Annotated in this window: 17 protein-coding genes; 10 read left to right on the forward strand and 7 right to left on the reverse strand. The window is 65.5% G+C overall.

Going from position 1 to position 22,768, the window contains the following annotated elements:
* Genes cysN through SOM26_RS02385 form a run of 3 tightly spaced genes read left to right on the forward strand, consistent with a single transcriptional unit; the run spans position 1 to position 3,410 of the window.
* On the forward strand, positions 1-1,914 hold the full coding sequence (gene cysN, locus SOM26_RS02375) for a sulfate adenylyltransferase subunit CysN (RefSeq protein ID WP_320451118.1): 1,914 nt from the start codon (positions 1-3) through the stop codon (positions 1,912-1,914).
* On the forward strand, positions 1,911-2,642 hold the full coding sequence (locus tag SOM26_RS02380) for a 3'(2'),5'-bisphosphate nucleotidase CysQ (RefSeq protein WP_320451119.1): 732 nt from the start codon (positions 1,911-1,913) through the stop codon (positions 2,640-2,642). Before cysN ends, SOM26_RS02380 begins: the two co-directional genes overlap by 4 nt.
* A 57-nt stretch (positions 2,643-2,699) precedes the next feature.
* Positions 2,700-3,410 (forward strand): ZIP family metal transporter, encoded by a 711-nt coding sequence (locus SOM26_RS02385; RefSeq protein ID WP_320451120.1) that lies wholly within the window; start codon positions 2,700-2,702, stop codon positions 3,408-3,410.
* Positions 3,411-3,462: 52 nt separating this feature from the next.
* Here the strand turns inward: SOM26_RS02385 and SOM26_RS02390 are convergent, their stop codons facing one another.
* From SOM26_RS02390 to SOM26_RS02405, 4 genes are all read right to left on the reverse strand, one after another.
* Positions 3,463-4,245 carry an SDR family NAD(P)-dependent oxidoreductase gene (locus SOM26_RS02390; RefSeq protein ID WP_320451121.1) on the reverse strand — a complete coding sequence of 261 codons (783 nt, stop codon included), beginning with the start codon at positions 4,243-4,245 and terminating at the stop codon, positions 3,463-3,465.
* 11 nt (positions 4,246-4,256) lie between these two features.
* Positions 4,257-5,432 (reverse strand): zinc-dependent alcohol dehydrogenase, encoded by a 1,176-nt coding sequence (locus tag SOM26_RS02395; protein WP_320451122.1) that lies wholly within the window; start codon positions 5,430-5,432, stop codon positions 4,257-4,259.
* Complete coding sequence (locus SOM26_RS02400) at positions 5,429-6,019, reverse strand: SRPBCC family protein (RefSeq protein ID WP_320451123.1); 591 nt, start codon at positions 6,017-6,019, stop codon at positions 5,429-5,431. The genes SOM26_RS02395 and SOM26_RS02400 overlap by 4 nt, the downstream gene beginning before the upstream one ends.
* Positions 6,020-6,135: 116 nt before the next feature.
* Entirely contained in the window at positions 6,136-6,855 is a 720-nt protein-coding gene (locus SOM26_RS02405) for a Crp/Fnr family transcriptional regulator (protein ID WP_320451124.1), read from the reverse strand.
* A 502-nt stretch (positions 6,856-7,357) separates the two neighbouring features.
* On the opposite strand from SOM26_RS02405, the gene SOM26_RS02410 reads away from it, so the two are divergent.
* Entirely contained in the window at positions 7,358-8,548 is a 1,191-nt protein-coding gene (locus tag SOM26_RS02410) for an amino acid aminotransferase (RefSeq protein ID WP_320451125.1), read from the forward strand.
* A gap of 133 nt (positions 8,549-8,681) precedes the next feature.
* On the opposite strand, the gene xylA is transcribed toward SOM26_RS02410, so the two are convergent.
* From xylA to SOM26_RS02425, 3 genes are read right to left on the reverse strand one after another with little or no spacing between them, the layout of a single operon-like run.
* On the reverse strand, positions 8,682-10,004 hold the full coding sequence (gene xylA, locus SOM26_RS02415) for a xylose isomerase (RefSeq protein ID WP_320451126.1): 1,323 nt from the start codon (positions 10,002-10,004) through the stop codon (positions 8,682-8,684).
* Positions 10,005-11,453 carry a xylulokinase gene (gene xylB, locus SOM26_RS02420; protein ID WP_320451127.1) on the reverse strand — a complete coding sequence of 483 codons (1,449 nt, stop codon included), beginning with the start codon at positions 11,451-11,453 and terminating at the stop codon, positions 10,005-10,007.
* Between the two features lie 8 nt (positions 11,454-11,461).
* Positions 11,462-12,604: a glycoside hydrolase family 43 protein gene (locus SOM26_RS02425; protein WP_320451128.1), complete on the reverse strand. Its 1,143-nt coding sequence runs from the start codon at positions 12,602-12,604 to the stop codon at positions 11,462-11,464.
* A gap of 304 nt (positions 12,605-12,908) precedes the next feature.
* Here SOM26_RS02425 and SOM26_RS02430 point away from each other — a divergent pair, with 304 nt between their 5' ends.
* The 6 genes from SOM26_RS02430 to SOM26_RS02455 all read left to right on the forward strand — a co-directional run bounded on the left by SOM26_RS02430 (position 12,909) and on the right by SOM26_RS02455 (position 22,757).
* Positions 12,909-13,979, forward strand: coding sequence for an alpha/beta hydrolase (locus SOM26_RS02430; RefSeq protein WP_320451129.1), 1,071 nt, complete (start codon positions 12,909-12,911; stop codon positions 13,977-13,979).
* Positions 13,979-16,315, forward strand: coding sequence for a glycoside hydrolase family 95 protein (locus SOM26_RS02435; RefSeq protein ID WP_320451130.1), 2,337 nt, complete (start codon positions 13,979-13,981; stop codon positions 16,313-16,315). The genes SOM26_RS02430 and SOM26_RS02435 overlap by 1 nt, the downstream gene beginning before the upstream one ends.
* A gap of 96 nt (positions 16,316-16,411) precedes the next feature.
* Positions 16,412-18,322 carry an NPCBM/NEW2 domain-containing protein gene (locus SOM26_RS02440; protein WP_320451131.1) on the forward strand — a complete coding sequence of 637 codons (1,911 nt, stop codon included), beginning with the start codon at positions 16,412-16,414 and terminating at the stop codon, positions 18,320-18,322.
* Positions 18,323-18,403: 81 nt separating this feature from the next.
* A complete protein-coding gene (locus tag SOM26_RS02445; protein ID WP_320451132.1) occupies positions 18,404-19,540 on the forward strand; it encodes an endo-1,4-beta-xylanase in 1,137 nt (378 codons plus the stop codon).
* Positions 19,537-21,204 carry a glycoside hydrolase family 43 protein gene (locus SOM26_RS02450; protein WP_320451133.1) on the forward strand — a complete coding sequence of 556 codons (1,668 nt, stop codon included), beginning with the start codon at positions 19,537-19,539 and terminating at the stop codon, positions 21,202-21,204. Before SOM26_RS02445 ends, SOM26_RS02450 begins: the two co-directional genes overlap by 4 nt.
* Positions 21,201-22,757 carry a glycoside hydrolase family 43 protein gene (locus SOM26_RS02455; RefSeq protein WP_320451134.1) on the forward strand — a complete coding sequence of 519 codons (1,557 nt, stop codon included), beginning with the start codon at positions 21,201-21,203 and terminating at the stop codon, positions 22,755-22,757. The genes SOM26_RS02450 and SOM26_RS02455 overlap by 4 nt, the downstream gene beginning before the upstream one ends.
* Positions 22,758-22,768 lie beyond the last annotated feature (11 nt).

A 22,768-nucleotide genomic window follows, 5' to 3' on the forward strand; every position in this document is an offset into this window, starting at 1 on the left:
ATGACCGCCTATCAACCCGATGCCCTGATCGCCGCCGATATCGACGCCTATCTCGCCACGCACGCTGCCAAGTCGATGCTGCGGTTCATCACCTGCGGCTCGGTCGATGACGGCAAGTCGACGCTGATCGGTCGGCTGCTCTACGATTCGAAGACCATCTTCGAGGATCAGCTGAGCCAGTTGGAGGCGGACAGCCGCCGGGTCGGCACGCAAGGCCAGAATATCGACTTCGCGCTGCTCGTCGATGGGCTCGCCGCCGAGCGTGAGCAGGGCATCACCATCGATGTCGCGTACCGCTTTTTCGCGACGGAGAAGCGCAAGTTCATCGTCGCCGACACGCCGGGTCACGAACAATATACCCGCAACATGGTAACGGGCGCCTCGACCGCAGACCTGGCGGTGATCCTGATCGACGCACGCAAGGGCGTGCTGACCCAGACGCGGCGGCACAGCTATCTGGCGCATCTGGTCGGGATCAAGGAAATCGTGCTGGCGGTCAACAAGATGGACCTTGTCGGGCATGACCAGTCGGTCTTCGACGCCATCGTCGCCGACTATGCCGCCTTCTCGAAGAGCATCGGGATCGAGCGCTTCACCGCCATCCCGCTGTCGGGCCTGACCGGCGCAAACGTCACCACGCCTTCGCCCGACATGCCCTGGTATGATGGCCCGCCGCTGCTCCCGCATCTGGAGACGGTGGCGATCGACGGCGACCGGGCGGTCGCGGCGTCGTTTCGTATGCCGGTGCAATGGGTCAACCGGCCCGACCTGGACTTTCGGGGCTTTGCGGGCCTGATCGCCAGCGGCCGCGTGGCGGTCGGTGATCGGGTACGGATCGCGCCGTCGGGCCGCACCACCAGCATCGCGCGGATCGTCACCTATGATGGTGATCGGGCGCAGGCCATTGCTGGCGAGGCCGTCACGCTGGTCCTGGCCGAGGAAGTCGATTGCTCACGCGGCGACGTCATCGCCGCGGCCGAAGATCCGCCCGAGATCGCCGACCAGTTCGTCGCCACCATCGTCTGGATGGCGGACGCGCCGCTGGTGCCGGGACGCAGCTATTCACTGAAGCTGGGCACGCAGTTGGTAAGCGCCACGGTCCAGCCGCCGCGCCACGTCGTGGACGTGAACAGCCAGGAGCAGCGCCCGGCGGACACGCTGGCGCTCAACGATATCGGTTTCGCCGAAGTCTATGCCGACCGACCCATCGTGTTCGAACCCTATGCAAAGGGCAGCGCGCTCGGCGGCTTCATCCTGATCGACCGCGCGACCAACGCGACCGTGGCGGCGGGCATGATCGACCATGTCTTGCGTCGCGCGCAGAACGTCCATTGGCAGTCGGCAGTCATCACGCGCGAAGCCCATGCCCGCCAAAAGGGTCAGGCGCCCAAGGTGCTGTGGTTCACCGGCCTGTCGGGCTCGGGCAAGTCGACCATCGCCAATCTGGTCGAGCAGAAGTTGCACAGCATGGGACGGCACAGCTTCCTGCTGGACGGCGACAATATCCGCCACGGCCTGAACCGCGATCTCGATTTCTCGGAAGCGGGCCGGATCGAAAATATCCGCCGGGTGGGTGAGGTCGCCAAGCTGATGGCGGATGCAGGCCTGATCGTCCTGACCGCCTTCATCTCGCCCTTCAAGGCCGAGCGCGACATGGTTCGTGCGCTGCTGGCCAAGGGGGAGTTTGTCGAGATCTTCATCGACACGCCGCTGGCGGTTGCCGAGGACCGCGACGTGAAAGGCCTGTACGCCAAGGCGCGAAGCGGCGAGATTGCCGAGTTCACCGGCATCTCCAGCCCCTATGAAGCGCCCGAACGCCCCGAAATCCGCGTCGATACGACGAAGGAGACGGCGGAACAGGCGGCATCGCGTATCGTCGAGCATGTGCTGGGCATCTGGAGCTACGACCTGTGACCGATGCCGAACTCGCGCGGTCGGTCGCCGTCGAGGCGGGCGAGTTGCTCAAAGCCATTCGTCTGTCGAGCGGGCTGGAGGGCGCCGCACTGGGCGCGCTGGGAGATCGGGACGCGAATACGCTGATCCTCGACCGGCTGCGTACCGCACGGCCCGACGACTTCATCCTGTCGGAGGAGTCGGTCGATGATCGTGCCCGCTGCGCCGCCAGCCGCGTCTGGATCGTCGATCCGCTCGACGGCACGCGCGAATATGCCAGCGGGTCGAGCGAATGGGCGGTGCACATCGGCCTGGCGATCGATGGCCGTCCGGCGCTGGGGGCTGTGGCGGTACCCGATCGTGATCAGGTATTCGCGACCGACGACCTGCCGCCCAAGCACCCGCCCTGCCCGGCGGGTCTGCGCGTCGTCGTCAGCCGCAGCCGCGCCCCCGATATTGCGCGCTGCGTCGGCGACCGGCTGGGCGCGATCATGATGCCGATGGGATCGGCGGGCGCCAAGGCGATGGCCGTGGTCGAGGGGCGCGCCGACGTCTATCTGCATGACGGCGGCCAATATGAATGGGACAACTGCGCGCCGGCCGCAGTCGCGCTGGCCGCCGGTCTTCATGCTTCACGCATCGATGGCAGCCCGCTCGTCTATAATTGTCACGACCCGCTCCTGCCGGACCTGCTCATCTGTCGCCGCGAAGTCGCGGATATCATATTGAAAGCCATCGCACGAGGCTGAACGCGGTTGCGCAAATGTGACCTTGTAACGTCTCATTCCCTCGTCCATGGGTCGCCGATGATGCTCATCCCCCTTGCCTTCGGACTGGCGGCCATGGTCGCGACGCTGGCGGGCGGACTGCTGGCATTGCGATTGCGTCACCGGATCGGGTTGGTGCTGGGCGTGACTGCCGGGATCGTGATCGGTGTCGCGCTGTTCGACCTGATCCCGGAGGCGTGGGATCTGGCGGGCGATCGCTGGCCGGTGCGTCAGCTCATGACGTTCACCGCCTTCGGACTGGCGGGCTATATGATGCTGGACCGGCTGCTCGCCAAAGTGCCGCGTGCGGCCGCGGCCTCATGGCGCGGCGATCTCGGCCCGGCGATGTTGTGTCTGCACAGCCTGATGGACGGGCTGGGCATCGGCCTCGCCTTTCAGATCGACACGGCGGCGGGTTGGATGATCGCACTGGCCGTGCTGACCCATGACGTTGCCGACGGCGTCAATACCGTCTCGCTAAGTCTCGCTGCCCGATCGGAGGCCGCCGCACGGCGCTGGCTGGTATTGAACGGGGTCGCGCCCATGTTGGGTGTGGTCATCGGATTGGGCATCACGATCCCCGCCACGATGCTGGCGCCGTTGATGGCCCTCTTCGCCGGTATCTTCCTGTATATCGGTGCCTGCGAACTGGTGCCGCGCAGCCAGACGCTCGAGCCGCGCTTGAGGACCGGGATGGCGACCATCGCAGGTATCCTGCTGATGCTTGCCGTCACCCATTTCGCCCATTGACGAGGAACACCGACCGACCGCAGCCAGCCTCGCGGCGTCCCCGCCAAATGGTTTAGCCGTCGGCCGATCCCGGCTCGGCAATCCGGCGATGCGCGGCGGCGAGGACCGACTGAGGCACCACGCCTGCGCCCGCGACCTGCGCCTTATTGAGCAGGCCGGGGGTGATGTGACCGGTCCCCGCCAGCATCGCATCCCATCCGGCACGTGCGACCTCGGCGGGATCATCCTTCTTTGCCGCACCGACACGCGTATCGAGCATATCGGCACGCGCGAAGAATTCGGTATCGGTGGCCCCCGGCATCAGCGTGGTCAGGGTGACGCCCTCGTTATCCTTCAACTCGTTGCGAAGCGCCTCGGTGAAGTTGTCGATAAAGGCCTTGGTCGCATTATAGATCGCGTTGAACGGCCCGGGGATGAAACCGACGATCGAGCCGGTGACCAGGACCTTCCCCTCACCTTGCCGCACCATGTCGGACAACACCCGTTGCAACAGATACACGGTGCCGGTCACGTTGGTGTCGATCGAGCGACGCCAGGCATCGACGGACTGATCGAGGAACGCGCCGCCCTTGCTGTTGCCCGCATTGGCGCAAACCACGTCGAAGCGCCGCCCACCGGCCGCCGCGAGCAGCATGTCGACACCCTCCAGCGTCGACAGATCCGCCTCCACCGCCCGAACCTGCGCGCCACCTGCAGACAGCTTGCTCGCGGCGGTATGGATCGCAGGCTCGTCGGCGACGATCAGGACGTCATAGCCGTCCTTGCCCGCACAATCCGCCAGGTGATAGCCGATGCCGGTCGAAGCGCCCGTCACGATCGCGAATTTCTCTGCCATGGCGTGGCTCCTTACTGACCGGGCTTCAGCACGATCTTGGTGACTTCGTTCTGCTGGTCGTGGAACATTTTGTACCCCTCCGGCGCCTGTTCCAACGGCATCCGGTGCGAGATCAGGAAGGTCGTATCGATCTTGCCCTCCATGATCGCGGCGAGCAGGCCCGGCAGGTAATGCTGGACATGCGTCTGGCCGGTCTTGAGCGTCAGGCCTTTCTGCATCAGGGCGCCCAGCGGAAACTTGTCGACGAAGCCGCCATAGACGGCGGGCATCGACACCCGGCCGCCCTTGCGACAGGCCAGGATCGCCTGGCGGATCGCGTGGGTCCGGTCGGTGCCCAGGAAGGTCGACGCCTTGATCTGGTCGACCACATTGTCGACGAACATCCCGTGCGCTTCCAGCCCCACCGAATCGATCACCGCATCGGGGCCGATCCCGCCGGTCATCTGCATCAGCGCGTCATAGGTGGCGGTCTGTCCGAAATTGATCGTCTCCGCGCCGAACTTGCGCGCCAATTCCAGTCGATGCGGGAAATGGTCGATCGCGATGACCCGTTCGGCCCCCATCAGAAAGGCCGATTGGACGGCGAACAGCCCGACCGGGCCGCAACCCCAGACCGCGACCGTATCGCCGGGCTCGATCTGGGCATTTTCCGCTGCCATCCAGCCGGTGGGCAGGATATCCGAAAGGAACAGCACCTTCTCGTCGTCGACACCGTCGGGAATGACGATCGGGCCGCTATCGCTGAATGGGACGCGGACATATTCCGCCTGACCGCCAGCATAGCCGCCGGTCATGTGGCTGTAGCCGAAAAGGGCCGACATCGGATGGCCGTAAAGCTCGCGCGCGATATCCTGATTGTCGGCTGGATTGCCGTTCTCGCAACCGGAATATTGATGCTTGCCGCAATGATAGCAGGAGCCGCAGGCGATGGTGAACGGCACCACGACCTTTTGCCCCTTCTTCAAGGTCGAAGCCGACCCCGTCTCGACCACTTCGCCCATGAATTCATGGCCGAGAATGTCGCCCGACTGCATCGTCGGGATATAGCCGTCATATAGATGAAGGTCGGAGCCGCAGATCGCGGTCGCCGTCACCTTGATGATCGCGTCGCGCGGATTGACGATGCCGGGGTCTTCGACATTGTCGATGCGGACGTCATGCTTGCCATGCCAGGTCAGCGCCTTCATGCGTCCTGCTCCTCACGCTGTTTGGGGTTCATCGCGTTGGTGGCGACCTCTCCGGTTTCCATCAGCTGCTTGAAGCGGGCGAGGTCGCGGCGGACCTGGATATTGGGTTCGCGCTGGAACAGCTTGGCGACCAGCTTGCCGATCACCCCGGCGGGCGGATCGTAAAGGATCGTGGCGGTGACGACGGTGCCACGCGCCCCGGCATCCCGGAAGGTCACACGCCCCGAATTGGCAACGTCGGCCCCCTCCTCGGAAGCCCAGGCGACCATCTCGCCCTCGCGGTCGTCGGTGACCACCGCATCCCATTCCACCGTCGTGCCGCCGGGCGCCTTCACGACCCAGTGCGACCGGCGATTATCGAGAATGTCGATCCGTTCGACATTCTCCATCACGTCGGCCAGATTCGGGAAATGCCGCCACCAGGCATAGAGATCTGAGGCCGGACGATTGATCGTCACCGCCCAACCGGTCAGGCTGTTGCCGCGATCTTCGATCGCTTCCGTGGTGATGGCGCGGGTGGCCCCGGCGGCGTCCTTCGACGTCGACAATGGCGCGTCGTCATAGGGTCTGTCGGCGATGTCCGGCACAAGCCTCTCTCCTCAATCCTTGCTCAGACAGCGTCGGGCGAGGCGGCTTGTTCCTTACATTTCCACGTTTTTACAATATCTTGATACACATTAGTGATAAGCCGCAGAATAGCGGCTCAGTCGTTCGTGACGCGGATCGGCACACGTCCGATCTTGCGGGACAGTGCCTTGGGATCGGGAATGGTCACCGAACGCGAAGACCAGTGAAGGTCGCCCGCGCGTCGCGCCGCCTGCAGCATCCGGTTCACATGGACCGCCGTCAGCCCCAGCGCATCGGCCAGTGTCTCCTGGGTGATCGGCAGCTCGAAACTGCGCCCATGGACCGACTCGCTGCTTGCCAGCCGCTCGTGAAGTTCGAGCATCAGGTCGCTGATCCGCTCCAGGGCGTTCATCCGTCCAAGCCTGGCGATCTGTGCGAGCAGATAGGCTTCATCGAGCGCCGCAGCGATCGCATAGGCCTGGTCGAGGCTTGGGCACACGCCCCATCCGGGCGGAACGCAAGTCGCTACATCGGTCAGGGTCACGATGCTGCTCGTGGCGACCGCGCGCGGGTGGTGGTAAAGCCCGATCAGGTCGCCCGGCAGCAGGAAATTCAGGAACTGCCGCCGTCCATCGAGCAAAATCCGAACCCGCGCTGCCCAGCCCGACAGGATCAATAGGGGGCTGCCAATTTCCCGCCCCTCCACGGTCAGATCCCGACGCGGTCGCAGAAGCTGGGGCTGGCGCATCGCCTCCCTCAGGGCTGCTACGGCTGGTGGTTCCAGCGGTGCGATACGGGACAGGCGGCTGAGTGCCGGAAAGATCGTCGGCAACGTACGGCTTGCGACAATACTCATCGCGGCGTTCCGGCCGACCGGCCGCTCGCTGGACATATCCGGAAGGTTTGCGGCCCAACCCGCAATGTCGGCCTCGGCGCGTTTCCAAATGCCTGCATCGCCAGGAATCCTCATCAGGCCGCCGACCAATTGCGGCCGTGCAATAGGGGCGATGACGCAAGGCACGTCATCGGGAACGTCGGAGTGGGCTCCAGGCCGGACCGACCAGAGGTCGAAGTTCGCGCCCATCCGCCACCACCGACAGGACGATCGGTATCGATACCGCTGCCCCCTGTTCCGTTCCTCATGTGTATGGACAAGTGCCTCTTGCGCACCATAATACACATCAATATCGCGCGTTTTTCGTTATTTGGCCGTGATATCTTTCAGGCCCTCTCGATTGCCGGGATCGGCCTGCGCCGATGGTGATCGCGATGCCCGCTTGGCGGTGGGACATGGGACATTCCCTTTCGCGATCGAGCCCCTATGGTGCGCGCGAATCTGGACATGAGGCTATCTTCCGATGCGTTTCGCGACCCTGACCCGCCAACCCGATGATCCCTTGCTGCGGATCATCGGGCAGCATGCCGCCGACCCCCGCCCCGGCAAGATCGACCTGGGCGTCGGCGTCTTTCGCGACGAGGAAGGCCGCACCCCCGTCATGACCGCCGTCAAGGCGGCAGAGGCGCGGTTGCTCGCCGACCAGGCGAGCAAATCCTATCTCGGCCCGGAAGGCGATATCGGCTTCGTCCGTGCTCTTGCCACCCTCGTCATCGGTGATGCGGTGGCGGCCGACCGCGTCGTCGGGTTGCAGACCCCCGGCGGCACCGGTGCGCTTCGCCTGGCGGCCGAGGTTCTCGCACGTGCGGGCGTCGCCCGCATCTGGATCGGCAGCCCCAGCTGGGCCAACCATGCGCCGCTGTTCCGGCTGGCCGGGGTCGAACCCGCGATGATCCCGTGCTTCGACCTCACCAGCCAGACCTTCGACCTGGACGGCTTCCTGGCCGGACTGGGCGAGGCGGCGGCGGGAGATGCCGTCCTGCTCCATGGCTGTTGCCACAATCCCATCGGCATCGATCCCGACGCGGCGGGCTGGGCGACCATCGCCCGGCATGTCGCCGAGCGGGCGCTGTTGCCGGTGGTCGATCTCGCCTATCAGGGGCTGGGCGACGGCTTCGAGGTCGATGCGGACGGGGCGCGCACGATCCTGTCGGCCGTGCCGGAGTGCCTGCTCGCCTATTCGTGCGACAAGAATTTCGGGCTCTATCGCGAGCGTACCGGTGCGCTCTTCGCGGTGTCGCCCGACGCCGATACGGGCGCGGTGGTGCTGTCCAACCTGTTGTCGCTGGCTCGCGCAAACTGGTCGATGCCGCCCGATCACGGTGCGGCGATCGTCCGGATCATCCTGGAGGACGAAGGCCTGACCGCCGAGTGGCGCGACGAGCTGGAAACCATGCGCCAGCGTCTGGCAGGGCTGCGCGCCGCACTGGCGGACGGCGGCCGGATCGGCACGATCGACCTGGGCGCCGTGGCGCATGGCAAGGGCATGTTCGCCACCCTGCCGCTATCGCCCGCACAGGTGGAATGGCTGCGCGACCGTCATGCGATCTACATGGCCGGGTCGGGGCGGATCAACATCGCCGGGTTCAACATGGCGGCGATCGCGACCTTCCATGATGCCCTGCGCGATATGGTGGCGAACGGCGTGGTCTGATTTCACACCCTCCCGCCGTTCGTATCGGACGGCGGGGGATCGTGGCCTTCGACGACCATAAAGAAGGGGCGCGCCCGGATCACCGGACGCGCCCCTTCTTGCAGGTGAAGCGGGCCCGAAGACCCGCCGCGGCTTACCTGGCCGAATGCACGATGCGGTTGACCAGATTCTCGATCCGCTCCTGGCGGCCCGAACGCGGCTTCGGGTCGACGGCGTTCTGCTCGGCAAGGTCGGCGATCCCGGCGAGGTCGAGCCCACCGATCCGCTGGCCGAACGCACCGTCCCAACCGGCATAACGCTCGGACTTGATCGCATCCAGGCGGCCGTCCTCGATCAGAGCGGCAGCGTTCAGCAGGCCCTTGGCCACCACGTCGATCCCGCCGACATGGCCATGGAACAGGTCGACCGCGTCCATCGACTGGCGACGCACCTTGGCGTCGAAGTTGAAGCCGCCGGTGGTGAAGCCGCCCGCGCGGATGATCTCCAGCACCGCCAGCGTCAGTTCCTCGACCGAGTTGGGGAATTGATCGGTATCCCAGCCATTCTGGTGGTCGCCGCGATTGGCGTCGATCGATCCGAAGATGCCCAGCGCACCCGCCGTCGCGATCTCATGTTCGAAGGTATGACCGGCCAGCGTGGCGTGGTTCGCCTCGATATTGACCTTCACTTCGTTCTCGAGGCCGTAAGCCTTCAGGAAACCGTACACGGTGGCCGTGTCGAAGTCATACTGGTGCTTGGTCGGCTCGTGCGGCTTCGGCTCGATCAGGATGGTGCCGTTGAAGCCGATCTTGTGCTTATGCTCGACGACGAGGCTCAGGAAGCGGCCGAGATTGTCCAGCTCGCGCTTCATATTGGTGTTGAGCAGCGTCTCGTAACCCTCGCGGCCACCCCACAAAACATAGTTGGCGCCGCCCAGGCGATGCGTCGCTTCCAGCGCGTCGCGGACCTGCATCGCGCCGAAGGCATAGACTTCCGGATCGGGGTTGGTCGCGCCACCGGCGGCGAAGCGCGGATGGCTGAACAGGTTGGCCGTGCCCCAGAGCAGCTTGCGGCCCGACGAGGCCTGCAGCTTCTCGAGGTGGTCGACCGCCTCGGCGAAGTAACGGCGATGCTCGGCGACACCCTGCGCATCAGCCATCACGTCGACATCGTGGAAGCAGTAATAGGGCACGTCGAGCTTCGAGAAGAAGTCGAACGCCACTTCACGCTTCTGCGCGGCGGCCGCGCTGTCGTTCGCGCCGGCATGCCACGGGCGGTTGAAGGTGCCGCCGCCGAACACGTCCGAGCCCGGCCAGCAGAAGGTGTGCCAGAAGCAGGCGGCAAAGCGCAGATGCTCCTCCATCGTCTTGCCCAGCACGACGCGGTTCTTGTCGTAGAAGCGGTAGGCGAGTTCGTTCTCGCTGTCCGGACCCTCGTAACGGATCGTCGGGATGTCGGCGAAAAAGTCGGTAGCCATTTAACGGTTCCTCGGAGTGATGCGGGAATAGCTGTCGCGGAAGCGCGCGATCTTGGGGGCGAAGCGCTCGGCAAGTGCGGGGTCGGGGGCGATGGTATGGCTGACCGGTGGGGGCGCACAGACCTCCTCCGGCGAACCGCCATCGACCGCGAGCTGGGCCAGGCGCGCGGCACCGAGTGCCGGGCCGACTTCGCCACCCTTCAGATAGACGAGCTCGACGTTCAGCGCGGTGGCCAGCGTCTGCCCCCAATAGGACGAGCGCGCGCCGCCGCCGATGACCGACAGTTGCGACAGCTCGGTCCCCGCGTCGCGCAGTACCGACAGGCCGTCGGCCAGCGCAAAGGCCACGCCCTCCAGCACCGCCTGCGCCAGCCGCTCGGGCGTGGTGTCATGGTCGAGGCCCAGAAAGCCCCCTCGCACCTCGGCATCGTTGTGCGGGGTCCGCTCGCCCGAGAGATAGGGCAGGAAGATTTCCGGGCCGCTTGCAGGTCCCACGCTCTCGGCACGCGCGAACAGCTCGGCCGCGCCGGGCGTGCCGGTCAGCCGGGCGACCCAGTCGATGCAGGCAGCGGCCGACAGATGTACCGACATCTGGTGCCAGACATCCGGCAGGCAGTGGCAGAAGGCATGAACCGCACCCGCCGGATTGGGGCGGAATTCCTTGGTCGCGGCGAAGATCACGCCCGACGTGCCCAGCGACAGAAGGGCGTCACCGTCCTTGACCACACCCACGCCGGCGGCTCCGGCGGCATTGTCGCCGCCGCCACCCGCGACCGGCACCTGGTCGATACCCCAGGCTTCGGCCACGTCGGCGCGCAGACGACCGGTCTGCGCCGTACCCTCGACCGCCTGCGGCATCTGCCCGCGGGTCAGTCCGGTCGCGGCCAAGATCTCGTCGCTCCATTCGCGGCGCTCGACATCCAACCAGAGCGTGCCCGCCGCATCCGACACGTCGGACGCCTTCTCACCGGTCATGCGCAGCCGGACATAATCCTTGGGCAACAGGACGGTGCGGATCTTCTCGAACGTCTCGGGTTCGTGATGCGCGACCCAGAGCAGCTTCGGGGCGGTGAAGCCGGGCATCGCCAGATTGCCCGCGATCCGGTGGAGATCGGGGGCCTTGGCCTCCAGCTCCGCGCACTCGGCATGGCTGCGGCCGTCATTCCACAAGATACCGGGGCGCAGCACCTGATCGTCCGCGCCCAGCAACGCCGCGCCGTGCATCTGCCCGGCCAGCCCGATGCCGCGCACCGCCCGGCGCACCGCCGGGTCGATCACGCGGACCGCCGCCGTCGTCGCCTGCCACCAAGCCTCGGGGTCCTGTTCGGACCAGAGCGGGTGGGGACGCTGCACGGTCAGCGCCGCCGTCCCCTGCCCCACGACCGCGCCATGTTCGTCCAGCACGACGGCCTTCACGCCCGACGTGCCGATATCAATCCCTAGGAACATCGTCGTCCTTACTTCACGAACGGGTCGATGGTCGGGATCGTCCCGTCCGGGTTGAACCTCAACTCGGTCATCTTGACGTTACGCAGGTGGTTCTTATCCGACAATTGGGTGTCGGCGTAGAAAAGCCACCACTTGCCCTTCCACTCGACGATCGAGTGATGGCTGGTCCAGCCCTGCACCGGTTTCAGGATATGACCCTTGTACGTGAACGGACCATAGGGGCTGGTCCCGATCGCATAGTTCAGGAAATGCGTGTCGCCGGTCGAATAGGTGTAATAATATTTGCCGTCGCGCTTGAAGACCCAGGACGCCTCGAAAAAGCGCTTGTCATGGTCGCCGCCCAGCACCGGCTTGCCCTTTTCGTCGAGGATCACGACGTCGCGCGGGGTTTCCGCGAAGGTCTTCATGTCCGGGTTCATCCGGGCGATCTTGCCCGAGATGGCAGGCTGGTCGTCCTGCTTCAGGTCGGTGTCGCTGCCGTTCGGATCGTATTTGCCGTCCTTCCAGCGCTGAAGCTGCCCGCCCCAGATGCCGCCGAAATACATATACGCCGTGCCGTCCGTGTCCTGATAAACGGCCGGGTCCATCGAGAAGCTGCCGGGGATCGCCTCGGGCTCGGCCTTGAAGGGGCCCATCGGGTTCTTCGAGGTGGCGACGCCGATACGGAACGCGCCCAGGCCGTTCTTGTCCTTGGTCTTATCCCGCGCCGGGAAATAGAGATAATAGGTGCCGTCCTTATAGGCGGCATCGGGCGCCCACATCTGCTGCGAAGCCCAAGGCACGTCCTTCACGTCCAGCGCGACGGGGCCGATCATGACCTTGCCGCCCGGCTCGTCCATGCGCAGCACGCGGTAATCGCGCATGGCGTATTGGTTGCCCAGATCGTCGTTCGGCGTGTCGGTCGGCACGTCGTGGCTGGGGTAGATATACATCTTGCCGTCGCCCCAGACATGCGCGGACGGATCGGCGGTGAAGATCTCGCGCACCAGCGGCTGCGACAGATAATGACGCCCATCGGGCGAGGTCGGGTTGGCATCGTTCGACGCGGTCGTCGTGTTTTCCTGAACCGCGTTGCCGTTTTGTGCCGACGTCCCGCAGGCCGCCGTGCCCAGAGCCAGCGCAACCACGCTGGTCATCATCAAGCGCTTCATCGCTTTTCCTCTCCCAATCCCCATCTTCGGGGCTTTGGCAGCACGATAGCGCTATCAGTGGGGCCGATGCAAGGTAGGTTCGGCGTTTTGCGCTGGGACAGGTTGTGGCGTGGCCTTCGACTTTGCTCAGGCGGGACGGAGGGAGGGATAATGCCCGTTGCACCAAATGCCGTTAAGCCCGAGCGAAGTCGACGGCCAAGGCAAATGCGCCCGCCACCACGCTTGACACGGGCACCCCGCACATTGTTGGTAACGATATCCGGCGCGACAGACCGGTTTATGTTCAGGACAGAGGAAGACCCCCATGGCCCTTAGCTTCTCGCAAACCCGATGGCTGCTGGCGGCCGGTCTTGCCTTCGCGCCGATCGCTGGCGTGCCCGCCCAGATGACGACCCAGTCGCCTGCGGTCGTGCCGGGCGCCAAGCCGGTCACGGTCGAGCGGATCAAGGTCCATTCGTCCGCGATCGAGGGCAATCTCGAGGGCAACAGCGCCGACCGCGACGTCATCGTCGTCCTGCCGCCCGATTATGCCAGGAACCGGACACGCCGCTATCCGGTGGTCTATGCGCTGCACGGCTATTCGATCGGTGCGGACCAGTGGACGAAGGAAATCCACGTCCCCGCCTCGGTCGAGGGCGCCTTTGCGCGGGGGGTGCCGCCGATGATCCTGGTCTTTCCCGACAGCAAGACGATGCACAACGGGTCGATGTATTCCTCGTCGCAGACGGTCGGCGATTTCGAGCGGTTCATCAGCCATGACCTGATCGCCGCGATCGACGCACGCTATCGCACTATCCCGCGCCGTGAAGCCCGTGGCCTGGCGGGTCATTCGATGGGCGGTTACGGCACGACCCGGATCGGGATGAAACATGCCGACATGTACGGCGCGATCTATATGATGAGCCCATGCTGCCTGTCGCCGCGCATGATGGCGCGGCCCGAGGGGACCGACGAGAAGCTGCTGACCAGCCTCGCCTCGCCAGCCGACTCCGCCAAGCTGAACTGGGGTCAGCGCGCGATGCTCGCGGCCTCCGCCGCCTGGTCGCCCAATCCGAAGAACCCGCCGCTCTATCTCGACCTGCCGGTCAAGGACGGCAAGATGCGGGACGACATCACCGCCAAATGGCTGGCCAACACGCCGCTGGCGTTCGTCGACCAATATGTGACGCCGCTGCGCACCTACCGCGCCATCGCGCTCGACGTCGGTTCGCAGGACGGGTTGAAGGGCGACGCGCAGGCGCTGCATGACGCCTTCGATCGGTATGGCATCGCGCACACCTTCGAAATCTATGACGGCGACCATGTCAACCGGATCGGGGTGCGCTTCCAGGACAAGGTACTGCCCTTTTTCGGACGAGCGCTGGTGAACCGATAATGCGTGCGTCGCGACGCGGCCTGCTTCACGGCCTGGCGGTGGGCGCGGTCGCGGGAACGCTTCCCCGCCACGCTTCGGCGGCACGAGTGACCGCCCCCGATCCCGCGCATGTGCTGTGGTATCGCCAGGCCGCCAAGGCCTGGACCGAGGCGCTGCCGGTCGGCAACGGGCGGCTGGGCGCGATGGTCTTCGGCGGCATCGCGCGCGAGCGATTGCAGCTGAACGAGGATAGCCTGTGGGCGGGCGGCCCTTACGATCCGGTCAACCCCGCCGCCCGCCAGTCCCTGCCCGAAGTGCGCCGCCTGATCGCGGCGGGCCAGTTGAAGGAGGCCCAGGCGCTGGCCGATCATGCGCTGATCGGTACGCCGCGCACCCAGATGCCCTATCAGCCGGTCGGCGATCTGATCCTCAGTTGGCCCGGCCTTTCGGAGGATGCCAGCGACTATCACCGCGAGCTGGACCTGGCCACCGCAATCGCGACGACCCGCTTCATGGTGGGTGGCGTGGCGCATCGCCGCACCGTCATTGCGTCGCCCATCGACGGCGTCCTGATTCTCCGGATCGAGGCGGATCGCCCGTTCGATCTCGATATCACCATGACCTCTCCGCAACAAGGCATCGCGGTGACGGCATCGGGGTCGCTGCTGACGCTTGCCGGACGCAATGCGGATCACGCCGGGGTGAAGGCGGCGCTTCGTTTCTCCGCACAAGTCCGCGCGCAGGCGACGGGTGGCCGCATCATCGCTACGGACGATCGCCTGTCTGTCCGGGGCGCACGCGGCGTCACGCTGTTCGTCGCCATGGCGACCAGCTATCGCCGGTTCGACGATCTGAACGCCGATCCGCTGGCGCTGACCAGCGCGACGCTCGCCGGGGCGGTGGCGAAGGGTCGCACCCGGATCGCCGCCGATGCGTTGGCCGATCATCGTCGTCTCTACACCCCGGTCGCACTCGATCTCGGCACCAGCGAACAAGGCCGGCGGCCGACCGACGAGCGGGTCCGCGCCGATCGGGCGAGCGACGACCCGGCGCTCGCCACGCTCTATTTCAACTATGGCCGGTATCTGCTGATCGCCGCGTCACGCGCCGGGGGGCAGGCCGCCAATCTGCAAGGGCTGTGGAACGAGAGTGTGAACCCGCCCTGGGGATCGAAATACACGGTCAATATCAATACCGAGATGAACTACTGGCCTGCCCAGGTGACGGGTCTGGGCGAGTGCGTCGCGCCGCTGGTGCAGATGATCCGTGAACTCAGCGTCAGCGGCGAGCGGACGGCGCGCGCGATGTACGGCGCGCGGGGTTGGGCCTGTCACCACAATACCGATTTGTGGCGAGCGACCGCGCCGATCGACGGTGCGCCATGGGGCATGTGGCCGACCGGGGGTGCGTGGCTGTGCACGCATCTTTGGGAGCATTACGACTATAGTCGCGACCGGGCCTTTCTCGCCTCGGTCTATCCGCTGATGCGCGGGGCGGTGCTATTCTTCGTCGATACGTTGCAGAGCGACCCCAGGACCGGCCAGCTCGTGACCAGCCCCTCGGTCTCGCCCGAGAACGAACATTCGCCTGGGGTCTCGATCTGTGCGGGCCCCGCGATGGACCAGCAGATCCTGCGCGACCTATTCGACCAGGTCGCGCGTGCCGCTAGCATCCTGGACACCGATGCCGATCTCGTCGCCCAACTGAACGCCACCCGCGCCCGACTGGCCCCGGACCGGATCGGCAAGGATGGCCAGTTGCAGGAATGGCAGGAGGATTGGGACGCCCGCGCACCGGACCCGCACCATCGCCACGTCTCGCACCTGTACGCGCTGTTTCCCAGCGACCAGATCACGCCGGATGGGACGCCCGCACTGGCGCAGGCGGCGCGCAAGTCGCTGGAGGTTCGTGGCGATCAGTCGACCGGCTGGGCGACGGCATGGCGCTCGAACCTGTGGGCCCGACTGCACGATGGCGAGCATGCCCACCGGATCATCGCCTATCTGCTCGGGCCGCAGCGCACCTACCCCAATCTGTTCGACTCGCATCCGCCATTTCAGATCGACGGTAATTTCGGCGGGACGCGGGCGATCGCGGAGATGTTGGTGCAGGCGCGGGGGGACGAAATCCGGCTGCTGCCCGCGCTGCCCCGCGCGTGGCCGAGTGGATCGGTGCGGGGTCTGCGCGGCCCCGGACGGATGGTAATCGACATGGCGTGGCGCGATGGTCGGCTGGTTTCCGCCACGCTGACCGCTGGCCTGGCGGGTACGCGCACCGTCCGCCTGGGCACGACATCACGACAGGTGACGGTCGCGCCGGGACGACCAGTCCGATTGAACGGCCCGGTGCTCGCCTGATCAGCGCTAATTTCTGGCGTCTTTTCAATTCCAAGCGATGGACAGTTCGCATTTACTCCGACAAGATCGAACAAACACCATAATCGGGAGGATGACATGCGACCCATCATCGCCAAGGCGCTCGCGAGCGCTGTTGCCATGGCTTGGCTGTGTCCCGGTTCCGCCATGGCGGCCGACAAGGTCGACCCGCTGGCCCCGACCGGCCGATGGAGCGCCAATCAGGACGGTCAGGCCGCGCTACCGCCGATGGGCTGGAACAGCTGGAACGCCTTCAACAGCGATGTCGACGAGGAAAAGGTCATGGCCTCGGCCAGGCTGATCGTCGACAAGGGCCTGGCCGAGGCGGGCTATCGCTACATCAATATCGACGACGGCTGGTGGCTGCGCCGTCGCCAGCCCGATGGGCGGATGGTGATCCGCGCCGACAAATTCCCGTCCGCCGCTACAGGCCCGAACCAGCAGACCAGCTTTCGTCCGCTGACCGACCGGCTTCACGCCATGGGGTTCAAGGCGGGGATCTATTCCGACATCGGGCGCAACAGCTGCGGCCAGGTCTATACACCCAATTTCGCCAACCAGCCCGAGGGCACGATCGCCGAGCGCGAAGTCGGGCTGTACGGCCATATCGATCAGGATATCGCGCTGTATTTCCGCGAATGGGGCTTTGATTACATCAAGGTCGATGGCTGCGGCATTCGTGGGCTGGGCAAGGACAGCGACCATGTCCGCAAGGGCGATTACCGCGCGTTGACGCCGCTGATCGATATGAATTCGCTGGCGCGCACCGATATCCCGGCAGTGCGGGCGCTTTACGATCAGGTCGCGACCGCCTTGAAGCGCGAGAACCCGGACGGCGACTATCTGTTCTCGCTATGCCTGTGGGGTTCGTCGGACGTGCGTAGCTGGGGCAAGCAGATCGGCAATGTCTCGCGGACCAGCGACGACATCACCGCGCACTGGTCGCGGATGCTGACCAACCTGGATACCAGCGCGACCCGCGCGCTCTATGCCCATCCACATACGTGGAACGACCCCGACATGCTGTTCGTCGGCTCGGGCGAATTCGACGCGAACCACATGATCGAGGCACGCTCGCACTTCGCCATGTGGGCGATGATGAATGCGCCGCTGCTGATCGGCTTCGACCTGCGCAAGGCCAATGCCGAGCAGATCGCGCTGTTGGGCAACCGCGCGATCATCGCGCTGAACCAGGACGCGGGCGCGAACCAGGCGGTGCCCGCCTATCTCTCTGACGACGTCCAAATCTTCGTGAAGAGCCTGGCCAATGGCGACAAGGCGGTGGCGATCCTGAACCGCACCGCCGCCCCCGTTCAACCCGTGTTGACCGCCGATCACCTGAAGCTGCGCGGCGATGTCGCCATGACCGACCTGTGGACTGGGGCGAAGAGCCGTTTTGCGGGCGAGACCAAGCTGACGCTCGCACCGCATCAGACGCTGATCTACCGCGTGACCGGAGCGCACCGGCTGGCGAACGGCCATTACCTGTCCGAAGCGCCCGGCGACGTGAACCCTGCCGAGGACGGCATTCGCACGCCCGAGGGCGATCCGACCATCCATCATGAACTCAGCCCCTGGGGTGGCAGCAAGGGGCCGGGCGACTTCCCGCAATATGCCGGTTGGGGCGGTGCGCAAGCGGATCGCACGCCCTTCGGACGGCCGCTGCGGCTTGGTGGCAAGGTGTATGATACCGGCATCGGCGTGCTCGCCAATTCGCGGCTGGAGGTGCGCAATCGCGGCCAGTCGCGCTTCGACGCCATGGTCGGCATCGACGACTCCGCCACCGCGCACGGGCAGCGTGTCGTGTTCGAGGTCTATGGTGATGGCCGGCTCCTCGCCCGCTCGCGCGCAGTGGCGCTGAACGAAGCGCCCGTCACGATCGATGCCGATATTCGCGGCCGCAAGTTGATCGAGCTGGTCGCCCGCGCCGATAGCGCTCCCGATGCCGCCCTGCCCGTGGTCTGGGCCGACGCTCGCCTGACCGGCTGACCTATGTTTGGACGGACTTTCATGGCCTTGCCGTTTGCGCTGCGCCATGCAACTGTCCGCACATATAATAAGGAGAGGGTGATGGAACCCACATGGCAAGGGCCGTTGCTGACCCGTCGTCAGCAACTGGCCGGGATCGCAGGCGGCCTCTCGATGGGAGCGCTCCCTAGCGCGCTTTGGGCGGCCGATGGCGTGGAATCCTTGCGTGATCTGGCGGCGCAGAAGGGCATCCTGTTCGGCTCCGCGATCAATGCGGGCCGGGGTTCGCCGATCAACGATCCGGCCTATCGCGCGATCGTCGCGCGCGAGTGCGGCGTGATCGTCCCCGAAAACGAGATGAAGGTCTATGTGCTCGGCAATGATCCGGCACGGCTGAACTTCGGCCCCGCCGACCGGATCGCGGGCTTTGCGCGCGACAGCCGGATGAAGCTGCGCGGGCACACGCTGCTCTGGAATTACGGCAAATATATCTCTCCGGCGCTGGCCGAGACGGTGACGAAGACCGGCGCCGAGAAATGGCTGCGCAGCTATATCGCCGCCGTCGCCGGGCATTTCGGCGACCAGATCTATAGCTGGGACGTGGTCAACGAGACGATCGATCCCAAGACCGGCGAGGTCCGGGGCACGGTGTTCGACAAGGCGCTCGGCTTCGACGTGTTCAAGATCGCCTATGGCGCGGCACGCGAACACGCCCCCAAGGCCCAGCGCGTCTACAACGACTATATGTCGTGGGAGGTCGGCAACGAGACCCACCGCGCGGGCGTGCTCCGCCTGCTGGAGCGATTCCGCAAGGAAAACGTGCCCGTCGATGCGCTCGGCATCCAGAGCCATCTCGGCAACGACGGCAGCCATTCAAAGGTACAGCGCGCCGAGTGGAAACGCTTCCTCGATAGCGTCACGGCAATGGGCTATCGCCTGCTCATCACCGAGTTCGACATCAACGATCGCGAGATGCCCAAGGACGTGGCGCAACGCGATGCCCAGGTCGCCTCGGTCGCCAAAAGCTATCTCGACATGATGCTGTCCTATCCGCAGCTCGACCAGTTCCTGTGCTGGGGGCTGTGGGACAAGCATAGCTGGCTCAACGGCTTCGCCCCGCGTGCCGATGGCCTGCCGCAGCGTCCCCTGCCCTATGACGACGCGCTCAAGCCCAAGCCGCTTCGCGCCGCCATCGCCGATGCACTGCGCGCCGCACCCGTTCGAAAGGGTATCGCATGATCCGCCTGCCGATGGCCACGCTGGCCCTGTCGCTCGGCATGGCGGGTGCCGCGTCGGCCCAGACGGCGAGCTTCGACCGCTTCACCTATCAGGGCCGTTCGATCGAACAGGCCAAGCCCAAGGCGGGCGAGTATCTCAACCCGATCATCGCGGGCTATTATCCCGACCCCTCGGTGACGCGGTTGGGCAAGGACTATTACCTCGTCAACTCGTCCTTCGCCCATTTCCCCGGACTGCCGATCTTCCATTCGACCGATCTCGTCAACTGGACCCAGATCGGCAATGCGATCGACCGGCCGGGACAGCTGGATTTCACCGGGCGTTCGGTGTCGGAGGCGGTGTTCGCCCCCGACATCAGCTATCACGACGGCATCTTCTACATCGTCAACACCTGCGTCCAGTGCCGGGGCAATTTCGTCATCACCGCGAAGAACCCGGCGGGTCCTTGGTCCGACCCGATATGGCTGCCGTTCGAGGGGATCGACCCGTCCATCTATTGGGAGGGCGACCGCGCCTATATCGTCAACAACCGCGCACCCGACGAAACACCGCGCTATGACGGCCACCGCGCCATCTGGGTCCAGGAATATGACTGGCGGGCGGGCAGGATGGTCGGCGAGAGCACGCAACTGGTCAATGGCGGCGTCGACCTGTCGAAGAAGCCCGTCTGGATTGAGGGGCCGCACATCTTCAAGAAGGATGGCTGGTATTACCTGACCGCCGCGGAGGGCGGGACCAGCGTCAACCACTCGCAGGTGGTGTTGCGCTCCAAGGAGCTGCGCGGGCCCTATAGTCCCTATGCCGACAACCCGATCCTGACCCAGCGCGACCTTGATCCCAAGCGCCCCCATCCGATCAGCGCGGCGGGGCATGCCGAACTGGTCCAGACGCAGAATGGCGACTGGTGGGCGACCTTCCTGGCGACTCGGCCCTATGCCGATGATTACTACAATATCGGGCGCGAGACGTTCCTGCTGCCGGTGACGTGGAAGGACGGCTGGCCGGTCATCTTGGACAAGGGCAAGACCGTGCCCTGGACGCACAAGGCCCCGAACCTGCCCACCTCGCCTGCCCCGAAGCTGCCGACGAGCGGTGACTTCGGCTATACGGACGAGTTCGACGGCAACAGGCTGGCGATGCAGTGGATCGGCGTACGGACGCCCAAGGTGCCGTTCTATACGGTCGCGGGTGGATCGCTGAAGATGCAAGGCGGCGATGCGCTGGGCAACCGGCAGGGCGTGCCGGGCTTTGTCGGGCGGCGCCAGCAGCACTCGATCGCGGACGTGTCGACGACACTGCACTTCACCCCCGCCAAGGACGGCGCCCGCGCCGGTCTGGTCGCGATGCAGAACGACTATGCCTATCTGTTCTTCGGGCTGACCCGTATCAACGGCCAGCCGCGTATCGCGCTCTACAAGCGAGAGGGCAAGAATACGCGGGATGAAACCGCGTCCGAGACGCTGGTCGCCTCCGCGCCCTTCGCATCCCGGGGGCCCGTGACGCTGACCATCCATGCCAATGGCGGGACGATGGCCTTCGACTATGAAAGCGGCGGCAAGCGCGCGACGTTGACGAGCGATTTCGACACCCGCTTCCTCAGCACGGCGCGGGCGGGCGGTTTCGTCGGCACGGTCATGGGCCCCTATGTGTACACGCCGCGATGATCCGGCGTCCGCTTTCGCTCATGCTGCTGGCGGCGGTCCCTGCCCTGGCGGGGGCCCAGGCCTGGCAGTCGGATCGCGGTGACGGCACCTATGCCAATCCGCCGCTTTACGCCGATTATCCGGATCCCGACATCATCCGGGTGGGGCGGGATTTCTATTTCATCACGACGACCTTCGCCAATGTGCCCGGCCTGACGATCATGACGTCCCGCGATCTGGTGAACTGGCGCTTCGTGGGGCACGTCATCGACCGGCTGGAAGGCCTGCCGCAATATGACCTGAAGGACGGCGGCGCGTATCGGAAGGGCATTTTCGCGCCCAGCCTGCGCTACCGCGACGGCGTCTTCTATATCGCCGTCACGCCGGTGGGCGAGAAGACACGCATCTATCGATCGCGCGACATTCGTGGTCCCTGGGCGATGAACCGGATCGGCGAAGCCGCCTTCGATCCGGGCCTGTTCTTCGACACCGATGGCAGCGCCTATATCATGACCTCCGTCGGGTCGGACGGCACCAACACGCTGCTCAGCCTGGACCGCGACCTTCGCACCGTCACCGACAAGCGCGTCGTCTATTACAACAAGGGCGCGGAGGGCTCGAAGCTCGTCAAGCGGGGCGCCTATTACTACATGTTCAACGCCATCCCCCGGCGGCTGGGCATGACCGTGTCGCGTGCCAAGAGCCTGTCCGGCCCATGGGAGACGCGTGACCAGATCGACGACAAGACCGGCGGACACCAAGGCGCGATCGTCGATCTGCCCGACGGCACCGATTACGGCTTCGTCATGGTCGATGCGGGCGCGGTCGGCCGGATGACCAATATCAGCCCCGTCTTCTGGAAGGACGGCTGGCCGGTCTGGGGCACGCCGCAAGCGCCGGGCCGCGTACCCGCCACCGCGACCAAGCCGATCCGGGGTCAGCCGGTCAGCGTGCTACCCACCTCGGACGATTTCTCGCGCCCCAGCCTTGGCCTGCAATGGCAGTGGAACCACAATCCCGTCGCCAGCGGCTGGTCGCTGATCGAGCGACCCGGCTATCTGCGGCTTCGCGCAGGCCAGGCGCCCGCGCTCTGGAGCGCGCGCAACACGCTGCTGCAAAAGGGGCAAGGTCCGTTCAGCCGGGGCGTGGTGGCGATCGACGTGTCGCATATCCGGGCGGGCGACCGGTGCGGTTTCGGCACCTTCGGCAAATATAGCGGTCATATCGCGGTCGGCCGGAGTGGTGACGGGCGGCTGACCCTGACCATGCGCGTGATCGAGGATGTCGCGGCGGACAAGGGCACGACACAGAAGACCGATGTGCGGGTCGATGCGCGGCCGGTGGCGGGACAGCGCCTGTTCCTGCGGGCCGACATGGACTTCAAGACCGACCGGGCGAGCGTGGCGTACAGCCTCGATGGCCGCGACTGGCAGACGCTGGGCGGGGATTTCCCATTGGCCTTCGACTGGCGGACGGGAACGTTCCAGGGACAGCAATATGCGCTGTTTTGCTACAATCCCGGTGGCAAGGGCGGGTGGATGGACGTGGACGGCTTCACGCTGTCGGGGCGGTAATTGCCCGGCCC

Origin of the sequence: Sphingomonas sp. CFBP8993 (assembly GCF_034044895.1) — a bacterium.
Classification (GTDB): Bacteria; Pseudomonadota; Alphaproteobacteria; order Sphingomonadales; family Sphingomonadaceae; genus Sphingomonas.

Bases quoted from the DNA above. Each gene is read 5' to 3' on its own strand.
- cysN (WP_320451118.1), top strand. From the start codon at position 1: ATGACCGCCTATCAACCCGATGCCCTGATCGCCGCCGATATCGACGCC.
- SOM26_RS02385 (WP_320451120.1), top strand. From the start codon at position 2,700: ATGATGCTCATCCCCCTTGCCTTCGGACTGGCGGCCATGGTCGCGACG.
- SOM26_RS02390 (WP_320451121.1), bottom strand. From the start codon at position 4,245: ATGGCAGAGAAATTCGCGATCGTGACGGGCGCTTCGACCGGCATCGGC.
- SOM26_RS02395 (WP_320451122.1), bottom strand. From the start codon at position 5,432: ATGAAGGCGCTGACCTGGCATGGCAAGCATGACGTCCGCATCGACAAT.
- SOM26_RS02405 (WP_320451124.1), bottom strand. From the start codon at position 6,855: ATGAGTATTGTCGCAAGCCGTACGTTGCCGACGATCTTTCCGGCACTC.
- SOM26_RS02410 (WP_320451125.1), top strand. From the start codon at position 7,358: ATGCGTTTCGCGACCCTGACCCGCCAACCCGATGATCCCTTGCTGCGG.
- xylA (WP_320451126.1), bottom strand. From the start codon at position 10,004: ATGGCTACCGACTTTTTCGCCGACATCCCGACGATCCGTTACGAGGGT.
- xylB (WP_320451127.1), bottom strand. From the start codon at position 11,453: ATGTTCCTAGGGATTGATATCGGCACGTCGGGCGTGAAGGCCGTCGTG.
- SOM26_RS02425 (WP_320451128.1), bottom strand. From the start codon at position 12,604: ATGAAGCGCTTGATGATGACCAGCGTGGTTGCGCTGGCTCTGGGCACG.
- SOM26_RS02430 (WP_320451129.1), top strand. From the start codon at position 12,909: ATGGCCCTTAGCTTCTCGCAAACCCGATGGCTGCTGGCGGCCGGTCTT.
- SOM26_RS02435 (WP_320451130.1), top strand. From the start codon at position 13,979: ATGCGTGCGTCGCGACGCGGCCTGCTTCACGGCCTGGCGGTGGGCGCG.
- SOM26_RS02440 (WP_320451131.1), top strand. From the start codon at position 16,412: ATGCGACCCATCATCGCCAAGGCGCTCGCGAGCGCTGTTGCCATGGCT.
- SOM26_RS02445 (WP_320451132.1), top strand. From the start codon at position 18,404: ATGGAACCCACATGGCAAGGGCCGTTGCTGACCCGTCGTCAGCAACTG.
- SOM26_RS02450 (WP_320451133.1), top strand. From the start codon at position 19,537: ATGATCCGCCTGCCGATGGCCACGCTGGCCCTGTCGCTCGGCATGGCG.
- SOM26_RS02455 (WP_320451134.1), top strand. From the start codon at position 21,201: ATGATCCGGCGTCCGCTTTCGCTCATGCTGCTGGCGGCGGTCCCTGCC.